Genomic DNA, 22,122 nt, shown 5'->3' with positions numbered 1-22,122 from the left:
ATGAAAAATATACTTACTTATCTAGTCTGAATGATATTTTAATACTAGTATACCACAAAACCTATGTACCAACGTTTATTTAATCACAAAAGAACGCCTAAAAGACGGTCTTTTATCCAAGCAAATTATTTTTCATTCACTCTATTTTGAAGGTCTCCATTACCTCGAACTGCTCTAGTTCTTTTTCAGCTTGAGGTTCAAAACCAAGGTATTTATACTTAAAATATTTTAAAAGAGCACTTGGTCCAAAGCCACTTTGATTCCATGGTGCATAGTCAAATTCAGCAGATAAGTTCATGCCAAGAACCTTTATGAGTCAATCGTTTTTGCCCCACTTTTGCCCCATTTTTAAATCATGACATTGAAAATACCTAAAATCACTTATATTTCAATATTTTTAATTGCTCTCAATATGAAAGTCCTTTCCAAATCCATGCAGGGGCATCTAAATCAACAGGAATAAGCCTTGATAACCAAGGCTTTTTTTTGCTTGTCTATAACTGATTTGCCCCATCATTTGCCCCACTTTTAAATCTATCTTTTCTTTTTGAATCAAATTACATCTTAACAAATAGTGTAAAGCCAGTTACTTTTGCTTTGATGCCATACAATATTTTCATGTAGAGAAGACAAATTTTATCTTCTCTTTTTATTTTCAAAATGATAAAAACTGATTTTCTTTTCATGAATCAGACTGAACTTCCAAATTATCCATTTAGTTTATTGACATTTCCTAAAAAAGGGTGTACAATACTTTTAATAAAAAACTATACTATATAATAGGAGGGTATTGAAATGAAATTTTCTAATCGTTTACTGCTATTCCTTGCAGGAGTTGTTTTTGTCCTTTTAGGACTTTTCCTATTTACAAACCCAGTAGCTAATCTTGTTGCTTACAGCTGGTGGATTGCATTTGGTTTACTGGTTTCTTCTATAGCAGCTATTTTAGGCTATTTCTCTGTACCAAAAGAGCTTCGCTCACCAGCTCATCTTTTCCAAGGGATTGTTAATCTTCTCTTAGCTCTTTACCTCGTTGCCTATGGCTTTGTGACGCTGCCAGTTGTCATTCCAACTATTTTAGGAATTTGGTTAATTGTAGAAGCCATTATAGCTTTCTTTAAAGGCAATCGTCTGGGATTGATTTTCCCTATTATTGGCAACCATATCATGTGGATAGCGTTGCTTGCATTTTTACTAGGTCTAGTGATTTTGTTCAATCCAGTAGCTACAAGTGTCTTTGTCGTTTATGTCGTTGCCTTTGCATTTTTAATTGTTGGTTTCACCTATATCCTTGATGCCTTTCGTAAATAATCTAGCTGCCATTTTGGGCATATTAAAATAGCTGGGAAGTTACATTCTCAGCTTTTTCTGTTGCCTCCTTAGCTCAGTTGGTAGAGCAGTAGACTCTTAAGCTATGGGGCGCAGGTTCGAGCCCTGCAGGGGGCACATCTAAATCAACAGAAATAAGCCTTGAAACCAAGGCTTTTTTTAACGTCTAATAGCTTTTTGTAGAAAAGTATTTAAAAATAAAAGAGAAGAGAATCTCTCACTCTCTTCTCAGTATATCTTATTAAATTTAGTTTTTCTTAATCTAGCTGATTTTCCTTTGCAACGACAAATTCCTTAACCAATCGATAGATAACAGCAAATATCGGTGTAAAGAATATCATCCCAAGTAAGCCAAAGAGATTGCCTCCAATACTAGCAGCCGCAAGCGTGAAAATAGCTGGCAAACCAATAGATTGACCTACAACTCTAGGATAAATAAGGTTTCCTTCAATCAGCTGTATAACTTGATATAGAAGAAGAGAAAGTAAGGCTTGAGTAGGACTCACTGTGAAGATAAAAATCGCTCCCACAACACAAGCAATCATAGGCCCTACATAAGGAATGAACGATAGCACTCCTGCAAATATACCTGTCATTACCCCATAAGGTAGTCCAAACAGGCTGTAGCCAACCGCTATCATAACTCCTATGATGACTGCTTCAATCAGCTGACTCATCAAAAATTGGTCATAAGTCTCTAGTGCTACTTGTCCAATGTAAGTTAACTTTGTCACCACTTTCTCTGGAAATATAACTTTTAGAAGTCTACTCGTCATCGCTGCCAGATGTTCCTTACTGGATAAAAATAAAAAGGTAAATACTATAATCAGAAAGGCATTCATTATACTTGAAAAAATATTTCCTATATTACTAGTCAGACCGGATAAGAAGGTTATCAAAGCTTGACTAATAGAGCTAGACTGTCCCTGAATTCCTGATACGATAGTTGACAGCATGTCTTTGGTTACAAATTCCGAGCTGTCTAGCAATTTCCCAAGTTGAGTCAGGACTGTTGAAAGGACTGCTCCCAGCTGACTAATAGTCTGAGCAAGGGTTGGAAGCACCAAAACCAAAAGACAGATCACGATTAAGATAAGAGCTAGGAAAACAAGTACCATGGCAATCGGACGACGCAACTCTGCCTTTACCTTCAATTTAACTAAGTACTGTTCAATTTTTTTCATAGGAACATTAAGCACAAAAGCAATAACAGCACCATAAATCAAGGTTGATATTACATCAAAGAGAGAGATTGCTCCTGATATAAAGCTCGATGCATTCAGAATTACAAGAGCAACCAGCCCTATAAAAAGTATTAACGGGGTGTATTTTTTTACTAAGTTCATAAATTCTCCTTAATAAACATGTTTAGATACGACTATACTATTTGGTTTTTCAAACTCTCGATTAAGGTAGGCTTGGTAAGTTCCTGGTGCGATAAATCCTTTGGGTGAGAGGATATCGGTGCCAGCCTGACCGACTATGGTATCAGCCAAGAGCACACAGTTTGTAGATAAGACAAAGTAGGATTTAAACTTAGATTTGATAAATTTATAAAGTTCCCCATCTGTCTCATGTCTGATTTTATAAGCGTAGGTGTAGTCTTCCTTACCATCACCTGTCATGATTTTATCTGCACTTGGCTCCCATGGAATCGTCAGTTGTTTCAATTCAGCCAACTTTTTCTGAACTGCTTTTTCCATTTCAGGCGTCAAATCTATCCCATAACCAAAAAGCGTTTTTTGACTCTCACGTTTACATAGGTCAATGTACTTGTCACGATCACAGAAATATAAGACACCATCTCCTACCATGCCAAATAAGGTCTCAGAAGACGGATCATAGTTGCCATAAGAAATAACACGGCCTTGATAGCAGATATCCACATGACCAATTGCCGAAAACAGAGAGGTCTCAGCTGTATGAACAAAAATTTCAAGCTCCGCTGTCTTACCAGACTTCACTATTCCAAGATGGATATCTTCTTCCTCATCAGCATTTTCCAGCATAAATTTGTTAACTTTTGCTAAAGTTCTTGCAGGGATGAGAGCGGCTAGGACAATAGGTAAGCTAATTCTAATACGACGTTTGAGATGGTTTTTCCCAATTTCCTCCTCAAACAAGAAACCATCACGGATATTGGACACACCATAAAGGAAAAAATAAGCCCCTAATACAAAGAGTTGAAAGACAGAATTTCCTGTAGAGGACAAAAGACTAGTCCCACCAAGAAAAACTAGTACGAGTCCATCTAGTAAGAGACGAAAACGAGGTCGAATTTTGTTTTTGCGGTAGAGAACATAGGTGACAAGGTTAATACTAGCATGAAAAATCTGATAAACTCCAATCACAAGAGCCAGAACATAAATCGGTATATCAGTCGCAAGATTAGAACCTAGCAAATATCCCAGCACTAACAATTTAACCAGTGCAACTCCCAAGGTATCCGTTGACTGGCTTTTTTTGAAAACTCTTAATAGCAAATCTACGACCGTTGCTATCCAAGCTAAAAACAGAACCAGGCGAATAACCGTTACTGGCAACCAAGTCCCCGTGACCATCAAGATAAGACCTAGCAGAACAAACAAGAATCCCTGAGCAAGTAATTTCTTACCTGTCAGACCTAAAGATAGAATTTTCGCCATATAAAAACCTTTCAATAATAAAAATTAAACACTTCGATTAAACTGACTAGTAAATAGCCAACATTACAAACAGCCTGTGCCAGCAACATATGGTGATTAGAAATGACTGTAGTAATGTCACTATCTTGTCTTATGCACTTCTAAAATTTGTTATATCGATTCGAAACCAGAGCTTATAAAAACTAGCTAAACTCGAGAGATAGACACAATCGCGACGAAAAAATGTATAACCAATCCCACTTGTTAAGGTAAGAAAGCATTATTTCCAATCTATTAATTATTCATCTATTACCTATTGTGACACAATATTCACTATAGGTCAACATTTTACTGATTAAAAATCATAAAACAAATTTCAAGTCCTCATAACGCTTCGAAAAGAACAAAAAAACAGAATGAAATACCATATAATTAGATTATGAATTAAAGGTTGTGGGGACCAAAATAAAAAATGATTGAAAAAACAGATAGGGTTTCATTTTATCTCTTTAAAATAAGTTTATCCCACTGTTTTTTATGAACTGTTTTTTCAAGATATCTCTAATCTTATGCCACTCTTCAAAAAATTTTAAAAAATTTAAAACAAAAGTCTTGTTTTTCTTTGTATTTGTGGTACACTTGTTCTTGTATCTGATACAAGTTTATTAAGAGAGGGATTCAGATGGATACAAAATTCTCAGTTGCTTTGCATATCTTAACAATGATTAGTGAAAGCAAGGAAATCTTAAGTTCTCAAGCACTAGCTACTAGTGTTGGGACTAACGCTAGTTACATTCGAAAAGTGATTGCCTTATTAAAAAATGCAGACCTGATTACTTCACATCAAGGAAAAACAGGCTATCAACTCAGTAAGTCTCCAAAGAAAATGACTTTACTAGAGATCTACTATGCTACTCAAGAAATCAATCACATTAGTTTATTTCCTGTTCATCAAAATAGTAATCCCGATTGTCCCGTTGGAAAACATATTCAAGGAGCAGTTTCACCGCTTTTCGCTAGTGCCGAATCTCAATTAGAGAAGGAATTAGCAAATCAAACCTTAGAAGATGTCATTGACAATCTATATAAACAAGCCAAACAAGTCCGAAACTGATTTGATAACAAGTCAAGTCAGTTTTACCTGAAACAACATATACTTGTATTAGATACAAGTATAATCAGTCGTATTAAAAAAGAAAAGAGAAAACATATGAAAGCCGCACAACACACTACTTATAACAAAAAGAATATCACACTAAACATCACAGAAATCGCTAAACCAAGTATTACAGACAAACAAGTCTTGGTCAAAGTCACCGCAGCCGGGGTTAATCCTCTGGATAACATGATCTCCCGAGGAGAAGTCAAGATGATCGTCCCTTACAAACTCCCACAAACTGCAGGTAATGAAGTAGTCGGTATCATTGAAGAGATCGGTAGCCAAGTCAAAAATCTCAAAATCGGAGACCGAGTTTTTGGACGTTTGCCACTTGAGCATATCGGTGCTTTTGCCGAGTATGTAGTCGTAGACAGTGCGGCCTTAGCTAAAGTTCCAGACTATCTTTCAGACGAGGAAGCGGCTGCTGTGCCTTTGACTGCCTTGACCATCATGCAGGCTCTTGACCTCATGGGAGCTCAAGCTGGCAAGACGATCTTTATCTCTGGTGGTACAGGTGGTGTCGGCGGCATGGCCATTCCGATTGCCAAGGCTAAAGGTTTGACAGTTATCACCAATGGAGCTGGAGATAGCGCTGAGCGTGTTTTGAAGCTAGGAGCAGACCGCTTTATCGATTACAAAACAGAGGATTATACAAAAACTGTTAGCCAGGTTGATTATGTTCTCGATACCCTTGGTGGCGCTGAGACTGAAAAACAAATGTCTATCATGAAAAAAGGTGGTCATCTTGTTTCACTTCGTGCAATGCCAAACGGTGCCTTTGCCAAACGCATGAATCTACCAAAATGGAAACAGATCCTACTTGGACTAGCCGGTCGCAAGTTTGATAAGATGGCTGACAAATACGGCGTCCACTACCATTTTATCTTTGTGGAAAGCAATGGCGCTCAATTACAAAAGATAGCAGACCTCTTTAGCAAATTGGAAATCAAGCCATCTATCGATACAGTTTATCCATTTGAAGAAGTGAATAGCGCCTTAGACAAGGTCGCTAATGGTCGCTCACGTGGAAAAACAGTCCTCAGCTTTAAGAAATAAAAAGGAAAACACAATGTCATATCTTACTACAAAAAATCAATACATCACTTGGCAATGAATGAGTGGTCCGAAAAAGGTCTAGTTAAACATCAGCAAGACTTGCCAGGCCTAGACAACTATGTCATCTAGGTTACAAGTAAAGAGGACCTCCTCGTCATTGACCAGCATACACGTGAAGTTGAGGTGCCAATCACATGGATAAACTCAAGAGAGTTGGAATTTAGTAATGCAGATGGTATCCTAACTCGTGTTCTCATAGCCAACCAATGGATAGGCAAGGGGTCAATTCAATCTTTAACACATCCTATTTCAAATGTTTAGATAAAGATTAAAAGGTCTTTATTTTTCAACTTCAAATACTTGGCTCCAGGTATATACTATTTAAAACAGGTCCCAAAATGAATGTAACTAGGATCTCTGCTAATGATAGGCATGAAGATTTTTTAATATTCAAAAAGACTCCACCTATCTATAGAATATCTGAAATCTACCCTAAAGATGGATGGAGTCTTCTTTCACTTACTCATCTAGTCGAATAAACATCATGGCATTTAACAAAGATATGAGTGAGACCGTGTTTATATTATTGGAATAGATCAGTCTCTTATTTTCAATCGGAGGAATAATAAAATTAGAAATGATGATATCATAAGGCGATTCTTCTAAAGATTCCTTTGATAATTCTAATTCAGTCCAAACTTCAAGTTCAAAATTGTTGCTGCAATAATAAGAAAGTGTTTCCGCTACTGATTTTGCATGATACTGATCAAAATTGCTCATAACCAGAACCTTCAGCTTTGGCTGATTTTGTAGTAGATTAAGCACCAAATGTTTGGTATGAGTGATGAAGGTATAAGATAGATGATTTACCATCATTGAACTAGAACAAACCTCAAGAGTCTCTAAATAATGAGAAAGCTCTTTTTTTACATCTGAAACAAATTTAGGGAAAATATTTTGAAAATTCCTGATTGTATTCCCTTTTTGATCAAATAAAATAAACTCAGTGGACAACTCTTGACGATACAGATGTGCGGTATTATGCAGATGCCAAATCAGATTATCCTTATTCTCAATCTCAATCTGATACTTGACTGAAATCTGATCAATAAAATCACTCAATAGATGGTAAGATTTTTCAACATAGCTATCCTTTTTTACGCATTTCATAAAGAGACTTTCATCTATGAAAAACATTTTTTGAAAGTAAGACACAAATAATTGGCAAACAACTTCTTCATCTAAAGAGATATTGTATTCTAATTCAAAATTCTTAGCAACACCTTCTATTCCTTCTGCCTGCATTAAAAAATCCAAACTTTGATCGTTAAAAGAGTCTTTATCTACTTCCATGAAATGACCAAACTTTATTCTATATAGGTTCGTAACTAGGAGCAACTTTAGCATTCTATGCGTTGACAAATTCATTGGAAAGCTTGTTTCCTTATAAACCAATTCTAACAATTGAGATAGGGGTTCTGATGAAAAATTTTCAAATGGCCATTCTAGGAAATAATATTTTTCTGAAAAATATTGTGCAAAAAAGTAACGAATATCTCTCTCATTTCCAATGATTTGAACAGGGGTCAGACTGATTTCAAATTGAAATTGCCTTTTAATCACTTTATTGATTTGGCTAATAATACGATAGAGCGAAGATGAACTGATATAAAATTCTTTACAAATACTCTCAGCTTGACAACCTTCATTAAAGAAGATAAATTCTAAAATCGAAAAATGAGTTGAATGCTTAAAGAAATGATGGTAAACCATTTCAATATCGCTATCATCGGTATTAATAATGCGTATACCATTAGTAGAAGAATGAAAAATCAAGTCAGGAAAAGCAGATTTAACATGGGATAGATCATCTTTGACTGCACGTTCTGTACAATTTAGTAACTCTGCTAGTTCAGAACGATGAAACCATCGTTTATGTTCAAATAATAATTCTAATAATTCTAATTGCCTATGACTTTTTTTAGATAATAAATCTCTCATGAATGTCTTTCTCTCTTTATAAATTATCGGATTTCACCTCTTGCAATTATACCACAAAAAATAGGTATAACATGCTGTAACGACTTTTACTAAGATCCTTTATTTCGTATAATAACACTACGGGAGCAATATATAAACAATTTTCTTATTTTACCGTCTATTGAGGGCGTGAATACAGAATCAAATTCAAGTCGAAATATTATATTTTTAATTTTAAAAATTATATAATAGCAACAATCAAAAAAATAATGATTTCTTGATATTAAAATTATATAACAATAACAATCAAAATAATTGATTTTTTGATATTAAAATTATATCATAGTAATAATCAAAGGAATTGATTTTTTGATATTAAAATAAAAAAGGAGGGTAAGCAATGTTGTGGTCAATCATTGCTGGAGGTCTTATTGGACTTGTAGCAGGTAGAATCACTAAAAAAGGTAGTTCTATGGGAATCGTCGCAAATGTATTCGCTGGTTTAGTCGGGTCATCTGTAGGACAATCCCTTTTAGGTAGTTGGGGCCCATCCATCGCTGGAATGGCTTTGATCCCATCTATTGCAGGAGCAGCAATTGTTGTTACTGTAGTATCATTCTTTACAGGTAAAAAATAATTACTTGTAGAATAAACTATTTTTAAATAGATTAGACGGGTAAAAATAGTTTAATGTTAAATCGAAAGGATTGTATATGTCAAAAACAAAGAAAATATTTTTAATTATTTTCTGTATTTTAATCTTGACAATTTTCCTTCCTGTTTTGATAGATTATCATCAAGTTAGTGATCTAGGCATTCAGCTATTTAGCTGGAGACAGAATCATTTCGTTGAATTCTATCTCTCTAGATATGTATTCTGGGGGATAGTGGCTCTATCAACTTTAGTTTTATTATCGATGTTAGTTGTGTTGTTTTATCCTAAACGTCATTTGGAAATTCAACTTGAAACTAAAAACGATACATTGAAATTAAAGAATTCAGCAATCGAAGGTTTTGTTAGAAGTTTGGTCAGCGATCATGAATTAATCAAGAATCCAACTGTCCATGTAAATTTACGAAGAAATAAATGTTTCGTTAAGGTAGAAGGCAAAATTATTCCTTCAGATAATATCGCTAACAGATGCCAGCTAATTCAAAATGAAATAGCTAATGGATTGAAGCAATTCTTTGGTATTGAGCGTCAGGTTAAACTAGAAGTTATAGTAAAAGACTACCAACCTAAACCAAAACCTCAAAAGAAAAAAACTGCTAGTCGAGTAAAGTAAGGAAGTAAGAAATGGAATGGATTAAACAGTATCGATATCCAATTATAGCAGGTCTAATAGGCGTATTTCTCGCTTGTTTGATTGTCTCCTTTGGCTTCTTCAAAACAATATTTGTATTAATTTTAGGAGTACTGGGAGTAGCAGCTGGATTGTATATCCAAAACAACTATATAGATAAATAACTATCTATATAGAAAATAAATAAGTAAATAATAAATAATTTAATAAAGGAGTTTCCTATGTCAAACGAAAAAAACACTAATGTTAATGTAGAAAAGAAAAATTCTACTGTTGTATCTCAAGATGTTAAAGGTGAACTTACTTATGAAGATAAAGTAATTCAAAAAATCATCGGTCTATCTCTAGAAAACATTTCAGGGCTTTTGGAAATCGACGGTGGCTTCTTCTCTAACTTAAAAGACAAACTTGTTAATTCTGATAATGTAACTAATGGAGTTAACGTTGAAGTTGGGAAGTCACAAGTTGCTGTTGACCTTAACGTTGTAGTTGAATACCAAAAGAATGTTCCTGATCTATACAAACAAATCAAAGATGTTGTTGTTGCTGAAGTTAGCAAGATGACTGAATTGGAAGTTGTTGAAGTAAACGTAAACGTTATCGATATCAAAACTAAAGAACAATACGAAGCGGACTCAGTAAGCCTTCAAGACCGCGTATCTGATGTTGCTGAATCAACTGGAGAATTCGCTTCAGAACAATTTGAAAAAGTAAAATCTGGTCTTGGTAGCGGTGTATCTACTGTTCAAGAAAAAGTTGGTGAAGGTGTAGAAGCTGTTAAAGGTGCAGCAACTGGTGTAGTATCTCACGAAAAAACTCGTGTAAACTAAGATAAAATAAATATAACAGGAGAAATTATCATGTCAGTAGAAGAAAAATTAAATCAAGCTAAAGGTTCTATTAAAGAAGGTGTTGGGAAAGCCATCGGTGATGAAAAAATGGAAAAAGAAGGAGCAGCTGAAAAAGTTGTTTCTAAAGTAAAAGAAGTTGCTGAAGATGCCAAAGACGCTGTAGAAGGTGCTGTAGAAGGTATCAAAAACATGTTGAGTGGCGACGATAAATAAGTCTAAAAGTTACTTTATCTTTTTAGTAACATTAGTCAAAAGAGTCTGAGTCAAGATGATTCTCAGAAAACAAAAAGCTAGAGATTTCCAATTGCGGAACTCTAGCTTTTTAATTTTGCCTCTTTCTCTTATTATATTTCAGCAGGTTGTTGACCATGAGTACGAATCCCATATCAATTCTCACTTGACGCTTACCTCTCAGATAACATCTCTTATAACCCAAACAAACCTTTATCTGCCCAAAGACAGATTTCATATCAATCTTACGTTTAGCGAAAATTTGTCTACCCTTGGAAGATAAAAGTACCTGATATTCTTTAGTTTTTAAACACTGGTAACGTTCAATCATATACAGTCCCTTTTGAGGGGCTGATTCAGGTTCATAATCGCAGTCAACATTGATTTCAAGGCTGTTTGCTTTCTATCTCCCCTTTTTCATGATGTATTTTCGTACAGGTTCTTCAACCATTTGAACGATTTCAAATCCTTCTTTTTGGTAAAGATTCTGAGCTCTTTGATTTGCCTCGAAGACATTTAGAGAGATGCTGTCTATATCTCTATTTTCAAAGACCAAACTAACAAATTTCCTGAAAGCCTGGCTACCTATGCCTTGCCCCTGTTTCTGGGGGTTGATAAAAAATCTTCCAATATGAAGATTGCTGTCTTCTAGCCTGATTTTCTGGATAAGCCCCACAAACTCGTATCCTTCAAAGATTGAAAAGATTCCTTCCAAGTCTTGCAAGGTTTGAAGGGTCAGTGGAAAAGGAATCATTGTTCCCATCCATTGCTCTTGAAAGGATTTGCCAAGGGAGTTGGACCATTGGCATACGAGCTGAGCGTTTTCTGTGCTCACCTTTTCTTCAAAACGAATTATCATCTTTGCCTCACCATCTTATCTATGTTTCTCCATTATACTACTTCTCCTATTTTTTACGAATAGATAAGTATGATTGATTTTTATTTTTTTCTTGTCGGGAGCATTCTCGCTTCCTTTCTTGGTTTGGTCATTGACCGTTTTCCAGAGCAATCCATTATCCAACCTGCTAGTCACTGCGATTCCTGTCAGACTCGCTTGCGTCTCTTAGATTTGATTCCGATTCTCTCGCAGGTCTTCAATCGCTTTCGCTGTCGCTACTGCAAGTCTCGTTATCCTGTTTGGTATGCCCTCTTTGAACTAGGCTTAGGGCTCCTCTTTCTGGCTTGGTCTTGGGAATTACTTTCCTTGGGGCAAGTCGTCCTAATCACCGCTGGTTTGACCTTGGGCATCTACGACTTTCGCCATCAGGAATATCCCTTACTAGTTTGGATGACTTTTCACCTAATCCTCATGGCTTCCTCTGGCTGGAATCTAGTCATGGTCTTCTTCCTTGCTCTTGGAATTTTGGCTCATTTTATCGATATCCGCATGGGAGCAGGGGATTTTCTCTTTTTAGCTTCTTGCGCTCTCGTCTTTAGTGCGACCGAATTACTGATCTTGATTCAGTTTGCTTCTGCGACGGGAATTCTAGCCTTTCTCCTGCAAAAGAAAAAGGAAAGACTTCCTTTCGTACCTTTCCTCTTACTTGCTGCTTGTGTGATTATTTTTGGTAAGCTACTGCTTGTTTGATAAAGTCCTCAATCGGCTCTCCTTGATGGAGAGCTTTTACGATTTTTGAACCGACGATAACGCCATCTGACACCGCATTGAAGCGTTCAACATCGGCTTGACTAGATACACCAAAACCTGTCAAGACGGGGATGTCGGCCACTTGATGCAATTGTGCCAAGTGCTTGTCCAAATCTGCACGGTAATTGCCAGATTTCCCTGTCACCCCATTGATGGCAACGGCATAGACGAATCCCTCCGCTCCTTCAATCAACTCTTTTTGGCGCTCAATCCCTGTAGTCAAACTAACTAGAGGAATCAAGGCCATGTCTGTATCTGCCAAAAATGGTTCTACAAAGTTGGCATGCTCATGAGGCAGATCTGGGATAATCAAGCCCTTAACCGCTGTATCTGCCAAATCTTTGACAAAGTTCTCCACACCGTACTGAAAGAGGGGGTTGAAGTAGGTCATGATGACCAGCGGAACCTCTGTTTCAATGGTTTTCAAGGTTTCAACCAAAGTCTGGGTAGAAGTCCCATGGGCTAAACTGCGCAGGCCAGCTTCTTCGATAACAGGTCCATCTGCGACAGGATCTGAAAAGGGAATACCCACTTCAATAGCCGAAACACCCAAATCTTCTAAAAAGTGTATTGTTTCTCCGAGTCCAGCCAAACCTTTCTCATGGTCTCCAGCCATGATATAGGGAACAAAAATTCCTTTTCCAGCTGCTTTGATAGCATTCAATTTTTCTGTTAGTGTCTTAGGCATGAGCTTCTCCCTTCTTTGCTGCATCTGCTTCCAAGCGGTCTTTAACTTGAACCACATCCTTGTCCCCACGACCTGATAGACAGACAATCATGGACTTGTCTGGACCGAGTTCTTTGGCCAATTTCACTGCAAAAGCGAGAGCATGGCTAGATTCCAAGGCTGGGATAATCCCTTCCACACGAGACAAGAGTTGGAATCCTTCCAAGGCTTCTTCGTCTGTCACAGGGACATAGCTGGCACGTTTGATATCGTGGTAATGAGAATGTTCTGGACCGATACCAGGATAGTCCAAACCTGCTGAGATAGAGAAGGCTTCAAGAATTTGACCATGGGCATCTTGGAGCACATCCATGAGAGAACCGTGAAGAACACCAGGACGCCCCTTGGTCAAGGTAGCTGCGTGGTGCTCCGTATCCACACCAAGTCCAGCCGCTTCAGCCCCATACATAGCTACAGACTCATCTTCTACAAATGGATGGAAGAGCCCGATGGCATTAGAACCACCACCAACACAGGCTACTAGGGCATCTGGCAAATCTTGACCTGTCAAGTCACGGTACTGTTGTTTAGCTTCTCTACCGATGACACTTTGGAAGTCACGAACGATTTCTGGGAAAGGATGTGGCCCCAAGGCAGAACCAAGGATATAATGGGTATCGTCGATATTAGCCACCCATGAACGAAGGGCTGCATTGACCGCATCCTTGAGCACGCGCGAACCATCTGTTACGGCTTCAACCTTAGCTCCCAAAAGCTCCATACGGAAGACATTGAGGGCTTGGCGTTTGACATCTTCCTCACCCATGTAGATGGTACATTCCATGTTAAAGAGGGCTGCAGCTGTTGCAGTTGCTACACCATGCTGACCAGCACCTGTTTCAGCAATAATTTTCTTTTTACCCATGCGTTTAGCCAGAAGAACTTGTCCCAAGGCATTGTTAATCTTGTGGGCCCCTGTATGGTTAAGGTCTTCACGTTTAAGATAAATCTTGGCTCCGCCAATATGCTGGGTCAAGTTTTTTGCGTAGTAAAGGGGAGTTTCACGTCCCACATACTGGCGCAAGAGTTGGTTCAATTCCTCTTGGAAACTTGGGTCTGCCTGACTTTCACGGTAGGCCTTCTCCAACTCCAAAACTGCTGTCATCAATGTTTCTGGGACAAAACGTCCACCGAATTTTCCGTAAAATCCATCTTTATTTGGTTCTTGATATGCCATTCTTTACCCTCTCTATAAATCTTCTAATCTTTTCCTGATCTTTTTGTCCATCTGTCTCCACTCCGCTCGATACATCGACTGCATAGGGAGTAAAATGTTGAATTGCTTTTACGACATTGTCTTCATTAAGCCCACCTGCGATAAAGAAAGGCTGAGTTAGTCCAATCGTATTCAGTTGACCCCAATCAAAGGTCTGGCCACTCCCAGCCACAGGGGCATCAAAGAGGAGATAATCTGCCTGAGAATTGGGTACATGACCCTCTCCATCTACCTGCACAGCCTGAATACTGGCACAAGGCAAATTCTCAAACAAATCATCTGCCACCTGACTGTGAACTTGAACCAAGTCCAAGCCAACTTTTTCAATCGCTTCTAGCAATTCTGCCCGACTTGGTGAAACAAATACGCCAACCTTCTTAACATTAGCAGGAATGGGCTTTGCCAGCTCAGTAGCCTGATCCAAGGTCACCTGTCTTTTACTAGGTGCGAAGACAAAACCGATGTAGTCTGCTCCTGCTGAAACAGCTGTTTCCACCGCTTCTTTGGTAGATAATCCGCAAATTTTAACCTTTGTCAATCTGCAACTCCTTGATTCTCTGGGCTACATCTTCTGCCTGCATAAGAGCTGTCCCTACCAAAATTCCGTTAAAGTATGGTGCTACTCGTTCCGCATCCTGCCCTGTGAAAATAGCAGATTCAGAAATGTACAAGCAATCATCTTTGAAATGTTTAGCCAAATCTACACTGGTCTGCAAGTCGACCTCAAAGGTGGTCAAGTTGCGGTTATTAACCCCAATAATCTCAGCACCAAGCCTGTGGGCCACTTCTAGTTCAGCTAGATTGTGAGTCTCCACCAAGACTTCCAGACCAAGCTCTGTCGCGTAGTCATAGAGTTCCTTGACACGTTCTTCTGACAAGGCAGCGACAATGAGTAAGATAACTGTCGCACCAGCATTGCGAGCACGGATGATTTGCTTTTCATCGATGATAAAGTCCTTGTTGAGCGTCGGAATCTCTACCTGACTGGAAATCTCCCGCAGATAATCCAAATGCCCTTTAAAGAAAACCTCATCTGTCAGAACAGAAATCATCACTGCGCCGTTTTCTTCATAAGTCTGAGCCTGTTGCACAATATCCACATCTAGATTGATATCTCCCAGACTAGGGCTAGCCTTCTTGACTTCTGCGATTACCTGTAAACGGTCTTGATGTTGTTTTAGATAGTCAGCTAAACGATAGGTCTGGCGCAGGGGCTGGATTTCCTCCAGCTCCATCTGCTCGACCTCACGCGCCTTCTGCTCCAAAATTCGTGCTAAAAATTCCTGACTCATTTTTGGTACTCCTGTAACAGTCTGAGTTTTTCAAGGGCCTTGCCACTAGCAATGACTTCGCGGGCCAAGGCAACTCCATCCTTGATGCTAGCTACCTTGCCATTAGCATAGAAACCAAGACCAGCATTTAAAACTGTCGTTTCCAAGAATGGACTTGGTTCATTTTTAAGAACTCTGAGCAAAATTTCTGCATTTTCCTGAGCGTTGCCTCCACGAATATCTTCGATAGCGTAGCGTTCCATCCCTAGATCTTCTGGAGTAAAGCTTGACAAGGTGATTTCGCCATTTTCAAGAAGGGCAATCTTGGTTGTTCCATTCAAACCAGCTTCGTCCAATCCTTCTGGACCAGCAACCACTATAGCACGTTTGCGACCCATATTTTTCAAAACCTGAGCTGTACTTTCTAGAAGTTCTGGACGACTAATACCAAGAAGCTGTGTTTCCAAAGTCATTGGGTGAATCAGAGGACCAGTCAAGTTCATGATTGTTGGAATTCCCAATTCCAAACGAGCTGGCATGATGTATTTCATTGCTGGGTGCATATTTTTAGCAAAGAGAAAGACGATACCAGTTTTATCAAAGACCTTACCTAATTCAGCTGGTTTGAGGTCTAGGTTGATGCCTAAGGCTTCGAGGACATCTGCAGAACCAGATTTAGAAGAAATCGAGCGATTACCGTGTTTTGCCATGTGAACACCACCACCAGCCAAGACAAAGGCTGCAGTTGTGGAGATGTTAAAGCTGAAAGACTTGTCCCCACCTGTACCACAGTTGTCCATGGCATCATGAATCTCAGTTGGAATATGTTGGGCATGTCCTCTCATGACTTGGGCAATGGCTGTGCGTTCCTCAGGTGTTTCCCCCTTCATCTTAAGAGCCAAAAGGAGAGAAGCAATCTGCGCCTCCGTTACACGGCCAGTTACGATACGCTCAATGACATCCGTCATTTCCACACCTGATAAATTTTCAAATTTTGCTAGTTTTTCAATAATCTCTTTCATCCTAGTTTCCTCACTTTACAACCTTCTCGATAAAATTCCGAATAGAAGACAAGCCATCTGGCGTTCCAATGCTCTCTGGATGGTACTGGAAGCCATAAATCGGTAGATTTTTATGTTGAATTCCCATGATGGCTTGGTCATCAGTCGAACGAGCTGTCACTTCAAAGTCTTCTGGCATTTCTTCAATCAAAATACTGTGGTAACGCATGACTGCACGGCCATCCTCGATACCTTGATACAGAACAGATGGCGCTTCAAAGTTGATATTGCTCTGTTTCCCATGCATGACTTTGGGAGCCAAGCCTAGCTTACCGCCAAAGACTTCTGCGATAGCTTGGTGGCCCAAACAAATCCCAAGAATCGGCTTCTTGCCAGCAAAATCACGAATCATGTCTTCCATCTTTCCAGCATCAACTGGCCAACCAGGACCGGGCGAAAAGACCAGACCATCTGCTTTTCCAGCTTCTTCATACAGCCTGGGATCATCATTTCTCAAGACCTGAACTTCTGCAAAATTCCCAATGTATTGGGCCAAGTTATAAGTAAAAGAATCATAGTTGTCAATTAATAAAATCATGGTCTTAGTTCTCCAATTCTAGTCATAGATTTTGCTTTGTTAATGGTTTCTTGGTATTCGTTTTGGGCAATAGAGTCGTAGACAATCCCTGCCCCAGCCTGCACATAGGCTGTTTGATTTTTGAGAATCATAGTTCGGATAGCAATGGCGAAGTCCATATCACCCGTCGCAGACAAGTAGCCGATTGCTCCTGCGTATACGCCTCGTTTTTCTGTTTCCAGTTCATAGATACGTCTCATCGCGCGAATTTTTGGTGCTCCAGAAACAGTTCCAGCAGGAAGTGTTGCTTTCAAGGCATCCATGGCAGTGAGTTCTGGAAGCAAACACCCTTTGACCACACTGGTCAAATGCATGACATAGCGGAAGAGCTCCACTTCCATATACTTAGTGACTTGAACACTGGCCGTTTCAGAGATGCGGCCAATATCATTTCGTCCCAAGTCTACTAACATCCGATGCTCTGCTGTTTCCTTCTCATCCGAAAGCAGGTCTGTCGCCAAATCCTTGTCTTCTTCATCCGTAGCGCCTCTTGGTCGTGTCCCTGCAATCGGATTGGTTGTCACGATGCCATTTTTGACAGAAACCAAACTTTCTGGACTGGCACCGATGATTTGATAATCCCCAAAGTCATAGAAATAAAGGTAATTAGATGGATTGGTCACGCGGAGATTTCTGTAAAAGTCAAATGGATTTCCAGTAACTTCTGCTGAGAAGCGCTGACTGAGTACGCACTGGAACATGTCGCCATTACGAATCAAGTCACGAGCGGTTTCCACCATTTCCTCAAACTTCTGAGGAGCAATATGCGGTTTGAAGTCTAACGGAGATAGATCCAAGTCTTCAAATTCATTTGGAGCAGGAATGCGTAATTCCTCAAGCACTTGGTTTAAGGCTTTTTCCAAGTCTTCTTGGCTACGCTCACTATAAAGAGCATCCTCTATGACATGGATTTTTTCCTTCTTGTGGTCAAAGACCATGTAACTCTCATAGACGAAGAAATGCATGTCTGGCGTTCCAATTGTATCTTCAGGAATTTGACCAATTTCTTCATAAAGCGAAATCATATCGTAACCAACAAAACCAATGGCTCCCCCACCAAAAGGTAGGTCTGAATGGTGCTGGCTCTTATGAGTCACTTCATAAAGGAAATCCAAGGGATCCCGATCAATCACTTGACCATTTTGATAAAGAACTCCATTTTCAAACTTAATCTCAAAAACTGGATTATAGGCTAAGATAGAAAAACGAGCGGTTTCCTTGTCTCTCGGAATACTCTCTAAGATAACCTTGTGTTGCCCCTTTAGGCGCATATAAGCCAAGATTGGTGATAAGACATCTCCATGAATGATTCGTTCCATTGTAATTTCCCTTTCAGTTCCTTATTTTTAATTTTTTATCTTTTTCTATTTCCCTTAAATAGTGCGGACGGGAGGTAAAATTATCCAGTGGATGATTTTAGAAATCCATGAAATGAAAGACCTAATTTTTGAGCTCCTCGCTCATTCATTTCTAGGCTCAGGCTAAAATAGTTCCCCGAACTATTTTACTCTCAAAAATTCCGTTCTAGAGAAGCATCTTTGCTTCTATAGGATACCACTATGGCGGGAAATATCTTTTAAAAGCTCACTTCGTTCGCAAATTTTTTGTAGCAATCTATCTAGTGATGAAGCATAATTTAAAACTGACAGCCATATCTACGATAAATATATAAAAATCCCCACGCAAAATAACTTGCGTGAGGACGAAATTCGCGGTGCCACCTCAATTATAGGATTTCTCCTATCTCTCATTCCTGTCTTAGAAAGATTCTGTAACAGGCTGTGCGATAAAGGGCACTCCCTTGAGAATTATGTTTTCTTCTCTTGTTTCAAATGGACCCAACCTTACAGCTTTCTCTGCTTGTTTCCAGCAACCACAAGCTCTCTGTGAGAGAAAAGACTGTAATTTTTCCATCTTTTATTTTTTAGCTTCTAGGTAATCTGCAATCGCAGCTACGTCCTTGTCTCCACGACCAGAGACATTGATGATGATAATGTCGTCTTTACTTAGTTTCGGTGCACGTTTAACTGCTTCTGCGATAGCGTGTGAGCTTTCAATCGCTGGGATAATCCCTTCAGTCTTGCTGAGAAGGAGGAGAGCCTGAACAGCTTCTTCATCCGTCGCAGCCACATATTCCACGCGACCTGAATCTTTAAAGTAGGCGTGTTCTGGGCCAACCCCTGGATAGTCCAATCCAGCTGAGATAGAGTAAACTGGAGCCAACTCTCCATCTTCCTTAAAGACTGCATAGGTCTTCATGCCATCAACAATTCCGATACTACCTTTTGTCATAGTAGCTGCGTGCTTGTCTGTGTCAAGTCCGTGACCAGCAGCTTCAACCCCAACCAATTTGACTTCTTCATCAGCCACATACTGTGAAAAAGCACCGATGGCATTGGAACCACCACCTACACAGGCAATAACGTAGTCTGGTAAACGACCTTCTTTTTCTAAGATTTGACGGCGAGATTCTTCACTGATGATCTTTTGGAATTCATGAACAATTGTAGGATAAGGATGAGGGCCTACAGCAGATCCCAAAACGTAGAAGGCTTCAAGATCATTCATCCATGCTCCAAAGGCTGCATCAACTGCATCCTTAAGGGTACGAGTTCCAGTTTCAACTGCGTGAACAGTTGCTCCCATCATCTCCATCCGGAAGACATTGAGACGTTGACGCTCCACATCCTCTGCCCCCATGTAGACATCACAGGCCATACCAAACTTGGCTGCAGCTGCTGCTGTCGCAACACCATGTTGACCAGCTCCTGTTTCTGCGATCACTCGTTTTTTACCCATACGTTTGGCAAGAAGTATTTGTCCTAAAACGTTGTTGAGCTTGTGAGAACCAAGGTGGTTAAGGTCTTCACGTTTGAGATAAATCTTAGCTCCACCTAGATGGTCTGTCAAACTTTCCGCAAAATAGAGTGGCGTTTCGCGACCTGAATAGTCCTTCAAGTAATGGCGAAATTCTGCCAAAAATTCTGGATCGTCCTTGTACTTGTCAAATGTCACTTCCAACTCATCCAACAAAGCCTGAATCGGCTCCGGTACAAAACTACCACCAAATTGTCCAAAATAACCTCTAGTTGTCATAAAATTTTTCCTCTTTCTGTATTGGTTCCAAGATATGAAAAAAGCCCACACACAGAAAATACTTCCGTGTGAGGGCGTTGGTAACGCGGTGCCACCTCAATTATAAAGGGACTATCCCTTTACATCTCTGCCTTGTCTAACAACAAGTTGCACTGTAAGGTGTGCGCACCGAATTTTCATTGTTTCAAATTCATTTTTAAAATCAGCCCACTTTCACTACTTCCAACCACCTGTTCACAATCACCACAGGCTCCCTGAAGATCAAAAATAGTTACTTTTCTGATTTATTGAACTTATTTTAATACTTTGTTTTTCCTTTGTCAAGACTTTTTTACAATTTTTTTGAAAGATGTGTGATTCGAATGTGATAATGTCTTTAGTAAATCGAACGTGAAAATGTCCCACTTGTTGGAAATTGGATCCAACTCAATAGAAACTGAATAGATGCTAAACAGAACTTACTTTAGAACACTCCATCTTTTCCATTAGGATTTTCAAGAATTAAACAATACTAGAAACTCTGTCTCCTAACAAGTTTAGTAGAAACTTCAACAGATGTGACACTTTCCCCCTTTATAATTGCTAATACCCCTTCAATCATTTCTTGAGCTAATTTAACATAATTAGGAGAAATTGTAGATAAAGCTGGAGTATAATATTGAGAAATTGGAATATTGTCAAATCCGATTATTGAAATATCATCAGGAATGGTAATTTCCTTCTCATAGCAAGAACGAATCAATCCCTGTACTTTTTCATCACCGGATACAAAAATCAAATCAGGATAATTTTGATTAGATAGATGTCTTGTAGCATATGAATAAACCGAATCTATTGTAGTTAGACCATATACTACTTTCAAATCCATTTCATAGTTATTATCATTTAAAAAAGCACGAACCCCTCTCTCTCGATCAATATTAACAAGGGATTCTCCTCCCATAAGTAACCACATACTATTAATGTTTTCTTTTGATACTAATTTCATCATGTCATAAGTGGCCTGAAAATTGTTGTTAGAAACATACACAACATTAGGTGTTCTAGATTCTCCAAAAACTATGAATGGCATTTTATTCTTTTGCAAGTAATTAATCCGAATATCTTCTTTACTTTCATAAAATACTATTACACCATCTATCAAGCTTCCTGTACTCGAGATTATTGAATTACTAATTGTATCTTCTTCACTAAAATATTCAACAATAGCGTTAACACCATACTCTTTACAAGTTTGTAAAACTTTATCTAATAAAGTTTGAAACCAAATTAAAGGAAAAGAGTCGATTTTTTTTACAGAAATCAATATATTTATAGCTTCTTTTTTAGTTAAATTTTTTGCATACGCATTTGGAATATACGACAATTCCTCTATAACTTTTTGAATCGCTTGATAAGTTTCTTCTTTAACATTTACTCCACCATTAATAACTCGTGAAACTGTTTTTGGAGAAAAACCTGATAAACGTGCAATATCATAAATAGTTACCTTTTTCCCATTTATATTTTTCATTTCAGTCCTCCATTACGAACATTCTAATATTACTATACAATATTTAATTTTTTTTAACAAGAGAATTTAGTAAATTATTTAAGATCCACAAATTCACAATATTAATTTTACAAATATTCTTCCCCTCCAAAAAAGTTTAAATTGCAATTCACACCTTTATTTTTAAGAATGTTTCCAACTTCACGACAAATAAATTCATATGAGAAAAAACTACCATAAAATTGTAGATTAACTTTTTCAGTAAAAATTGTTGGATTTATAAAAATATATAATAGCCTGTCAATGTAACATTCTAACATAGACTTAATTTTTTCTTTAAAAATAACATTTGTTATCAACTCATCAGGAGGTAAATGAAAGGGAAACACCATTTCACAAATATCATAAAAAGAAATAAATTTGTATACTTGTATCAAACAATTATTATCAAAATATTCTATTTTACCTAAATCAAAATAGATTTTAAAATCTTTCATAAA

General features: G+C 38.3%; 24 protein-coding genes, 1 tRNA gene, 1 pseudogene and 2 other annotated features. Of the genes and pseudogenes, 10 read left to right on the top strand and 16 right to left on the bottom strand.

The features are described from left to right. Positions 1-136: 136 nt before the first annotated feature. A complete protein-coding gene (locus B7698_RS10205; protein ID WP_158086166.1) occupies positions 137-298 on the bottom strand; it encodes an antitoxin YezG family protein in 162 nt (53 codons plus the stop codon). Between the two features lie 497 nt (positions 299-795). Between B7698_RS10205 and B7698_RS02960 the strand changes: the two genes are divergently transcribed. Beyond that, positions 796-1,311: a DUF308 domain-containing protein gene (locus B7698_RS02960; protein ID WP_000672739.1), complete on the top strand. Its 516-nt coding sequence runs from the start codon at positions 796-798 to the stop codon at positions 1,309-1,311. A 62-nt stretch (positions 1,312-1,373) separates the two neighbouring features. After that, positions 1,374-1,446 (top strand) — tRNA-Lys (locus B7698_RS02955). A 140-nt stretch (positions 1,447-1,586) separates the two neighbouring features. Here B7698_RS02955 and B7698_RS02950 read toward each other — a convergent pair. Further along, complete coding sequence (locus B7698_RS02950) at positions 1,587-2,675, bottom strand: AI-2E family transporter (RefSeq protein WP_084864590.1); 1,089 nt, start codon at positions 2,673-2,675, stop codon at positions 1,587-1,589. A 9-nt stretch (positions 2,676-2,684) separates the two neighbouring features. Beyond that, complete coding sequence (locus B7698_RS02945) at positions 2,685-3,974, bottom strand: hypothetical protein (protein ID WP_084864589.1); 1,290 nt, start codon at positions 3,972-3,974, stop codon at positions 2,685-2,687. Positions 3,975-4,635: 661 nt separating this feature from the next. On the opposite strand from B7698_RS02945, the gene B7698_RS02940 reads away from it, so the two are divergent. Both B7698_RS02940 and B7698_RS02935 read left to right on the top strand, forming a co-directional pair. Continuing rightward, entirely contained in the window at positions 4,636-5,067 is a 432-nt protein-coding gene (locus tag B7698_RS02940) for an Rrf2 family transcriptional regulator (RefSeq protein WP_084864588.1), read from the top strand. Between the two features lie 96 nt (positions 5,068-5,163). Then, entirely contained in the window at positions 5,164-6,168 is a 1,005-nt protein-coding gene (locus B7698_RS02935) for an NADP-dependent oxidoreductase (protein ID WP_084864587.1), read from the top strand. Between the two features lie 519 nt (positions 6,169-6,687). Here B7698_RS02935 and mgaSpn read toward each other — a convergent pair. Beyond that, positions 6,688-8,169 (bottom strand): virulence factor transcriptional regulator MgaSpn, encoded by a 1,482-nt coding sequence (gene mgaSpn, locus B7698_RS02930; RefSeq protein ID WP_084864586.1) that lies wholly within the window; start codon positions 8,167-8,169, stop codon positions 6,688-6,690. A 379-nt stretch (positions 8,170-8,548) separates the two neighbouring features. Here mgaSpn and B7698_RS02925 point away from each other — a divergent pair, with 379 nt between their 5' ends. From B7698_RS02925 to B7698_RS02905, 5 genes are all read left to right on the top strand, one after another. Next, a complete protein-coding gene (locus tag B7698_RS02925; RefSeq protein WP_049522036.1) occupies positions 8,549-8,785 on the top strand; it encodes a GlsB/YeaQ/YmgE family stress response membrane protein in 237 nt (78 codons plus the stop codon). A 76-nt stretch (positions 8,786-8,861) separates the two neighbouring features. Then, positions 8,862-9,434 carry an alkaline shock response membrane anchor protein AmaP gene (amaP, locus tag B7698_RS02920; RefSeq protein ID WP_084864585.1) on the top strand — a complete coding sequence of 191 codons (573 nt, stop codon included), beginning with the start codon at positions 8,862-8,864 and terminating at the stop codon, positions 9,432-9,434. 11 nt (positions 9,435-9,445) lie between these two features. Next, on the top strand, positions 9,446-9,616 hold the full coding sequence (locus B7698_RS02915) for a DUF2273 domain-containing protein (RefSeq protein WP_049497564.1): 171 nt from the start codon (positions 9,446-9,448) through the stop codon (positions 9,614-9,616). 57 nt (positions 9,617-9,673) lie between these two features. Continuing rightward, positions 9,674-10,282, top strand: coding sequence for an Asp23/Gls24 family envelope stress response protein (locus B7698_RS02910; protein WP_084864584.1), 609 nt, complete (start codon positions 9,674-9,676; stop codon positions 10,280-10,282). Positions 10,283-10,312: 30 nt separating this feature from the next. Beyond that, a complete protein-coding gene (locus B7698_RS02905; protein ID WP_000109954.1) occupies positions 10,313-10,516 on the top strand; it encodes a CsbD family protein in 204 nt (67 codons plus the stop codon). A 109-nt stretch (positions 10,517-10,625) separates the two neighbouring features. Here the strand turns inward: B7698_RS02905 and B7698_RS02900 are convergent. Further along, positions 10,626-10,898: pseudogene (locus B7698_RS02900) on the bottom strand (transposase); the annotation flags it as partial. 39 nt (positions 10,899-10,937) lie between these two features. Further along, positions 10,938-11,393 (bottom strand): GNAT family N-acetyltransferase, encoded by a 456-nt coding sequence (locus B7698_RS02895; protein ID WP_084864582.1) that lies wholly within the window; start codon positions 11,391-11,393, stop codon positions 10,938-10,940. 69 nt (positions 11,394-11,462) lie between these two features. On the opposite strand from B7698_RS02895, the gene B7698_RS02890 reads away from it, so the two are divergent. Beyond that, positions 11,463-12,122, top strand: a complete 660-nt coding sequence (locus B7698_RS02890) for a prepilin peptidase (RefSeq protein ID WP_084864581.1) — start codon at positions 11,463-11,465, stop codon at positions 12,120-12,122. Here B7698_RS02890 and trpA read toward each other — a convergent pair. The 10 genes from trpA to B7698_RS02840 form a co-directional block, all read right to left on the bottom strand. Beyond that, positions 12,094-12,870: a tryptophan synthase subunit alpha gene (gene trpA, locus B7698_RS02885; RefSeq protein WP_084864580.1), complete on the bottom strand. Its 777-nt coding sequence runs from the start codon at positions 12,868-12,870 to the stop codon at positions 12,094-12,096. The genes B7698_RS02890 and trpA overlap by 29 nt on opposite strands. After that, positions 12,863-14,086, bottom strand: coding sequence for a tryptophan synthase subunit beta (gene trpB / locus B7698_RS02880; RefSeq protein WP_084864579.1), 1,224 nt, complete (start codon positions 14,084-14,086; stop codon positions 12,863-12,865). Before trpB (B7698_RS02880) ends, trpA begins: the two co-directional genes overlap by 8 nt. Then, positions 14,064-14,663 carry a phosphoribosylanthranilate isomerase gene (locus B7698_RS02875; RefSeq protein ID WP_020901643.1) on the bottom strand — a complete coding sequence of 200 codons (600 nt, stop codon included), beginning with the start codon at positions 14,661-14,663 and terminating at the stop codon, positions 14,064-14,066. Before B7698_RS02875 ends, trpB (B7698_RS02880) begins: the two co-directional genes overlap by 23 nt. Then, complete coding sequence (gene trpC, locus B7698_RS02870) at positions 14,650-15,417, bottom strand: indole-3-glycerol phosphate synthase TrpC (protein ID WP_024057632.1); 768 nt, start codon at positions 15,415-15,417, stop codon at positions 14,650-14,652. Before trpC ends, B7698_RS02875 begins: the two co-directional genes overlap by 14 nt. After that, complete coding sequence (trpD, locus tag B7698_RS02865; RefSeq protein WP_033684824.1) at positions 15,414-16,418, bottom strand: anthranilate phosphoribosyltransferase; 1,005 nt, start codon at positions 16,416-16,418, stop codon at positions 15,414-15,416. The genes trpC and trpD overlap by 4 nt, the downstream gene beginning before the upstream one ends. A gap of 10 nt (positions 16,419-16,428) precedes the next feature. Then, positions 16,429-16,995 (bottom strand): aminodeoxychorismate/anthranilate synthase component II, encoded by a 567-nt coding sequence (locus tag B7698_RS02860; RefSeq protein ID WP_000601916.1) that lies wholly within the window; start codon positions 16,993-16,995, stop codon positions 16,429-16,431. Beyond that, entirely contained in the window at positions 16,992-18,353 is a 1,362-nt protein-coding gene (gene trpE / locus B7698_RS02855; RefSeq protein ID WP_000439647.1) for an anthranilate synthase component I, read from the bottom strand. Before trpE ends, B7698_RS02860 begins: the two co-directional genes overlap by 4 nt. Positions 18,354-18,729: 376 nt before the next feature. Then, positions 18,730-18,955, bottom strand: a binding site (T-box leader). Next, positions 18,952-20,130, bottom strand: coding sequence for a tryptophan synthase subunit beta (gene trpB, locus B7698_RS02850; protein WP_084864578.1), 1,179 nt, complete (start codon positions 20,128-20,130; stop codon positions 18,952-18,954). Its footprint overlaps the feature before it by 4 nt. Positions 20,131-20,197: 67 nt before the next feature. Then, positions 20,198-20,427: a binding site (T-box leader), on the bottom strand. A 214-nt stretch (positions 20,428-20,641) separates the two neighbouring features. Further along, on the bottom strand, positions 20,642-21,643 hold the full coding sequence (locus B7698_RS02845) for a LacI family DNA-binding transcriptional regulator (protein ID WP_049488253.1): 1,002 nt from the start codon (positions 21,641-21,643) through the stop codon (positions 20,642-20,644). 107 nt (positions 21,644-21,750) lie between these two features. Further along, complete coding sequence (locus B7698_RS02840) at positions 21,751-22,119, bottom strand: hypothetical protein (protein WP_084864577.1); 369 nt, start codon at positions 22,117-22,119, stop codon at positions 21,751-21,753. Between the last annotated feature and the right edge of the window lie 3 nt (positions 22,120-22,122).

Source organism: Streptococcus mitis, from assembly GCF_002096855.1.
GTDB classification, from domain to species: Bacteria; Bacillota; Bacilli; order Lactobacillales; family Streptococcaceae; genus Streptococcus; species Streptococcus mitis_Y.
The sequence above is the reverse complement of the archived record's forward strand: the minus strand, read 5'-3'. Positions and strand labels throughout refer to the sequence as shown.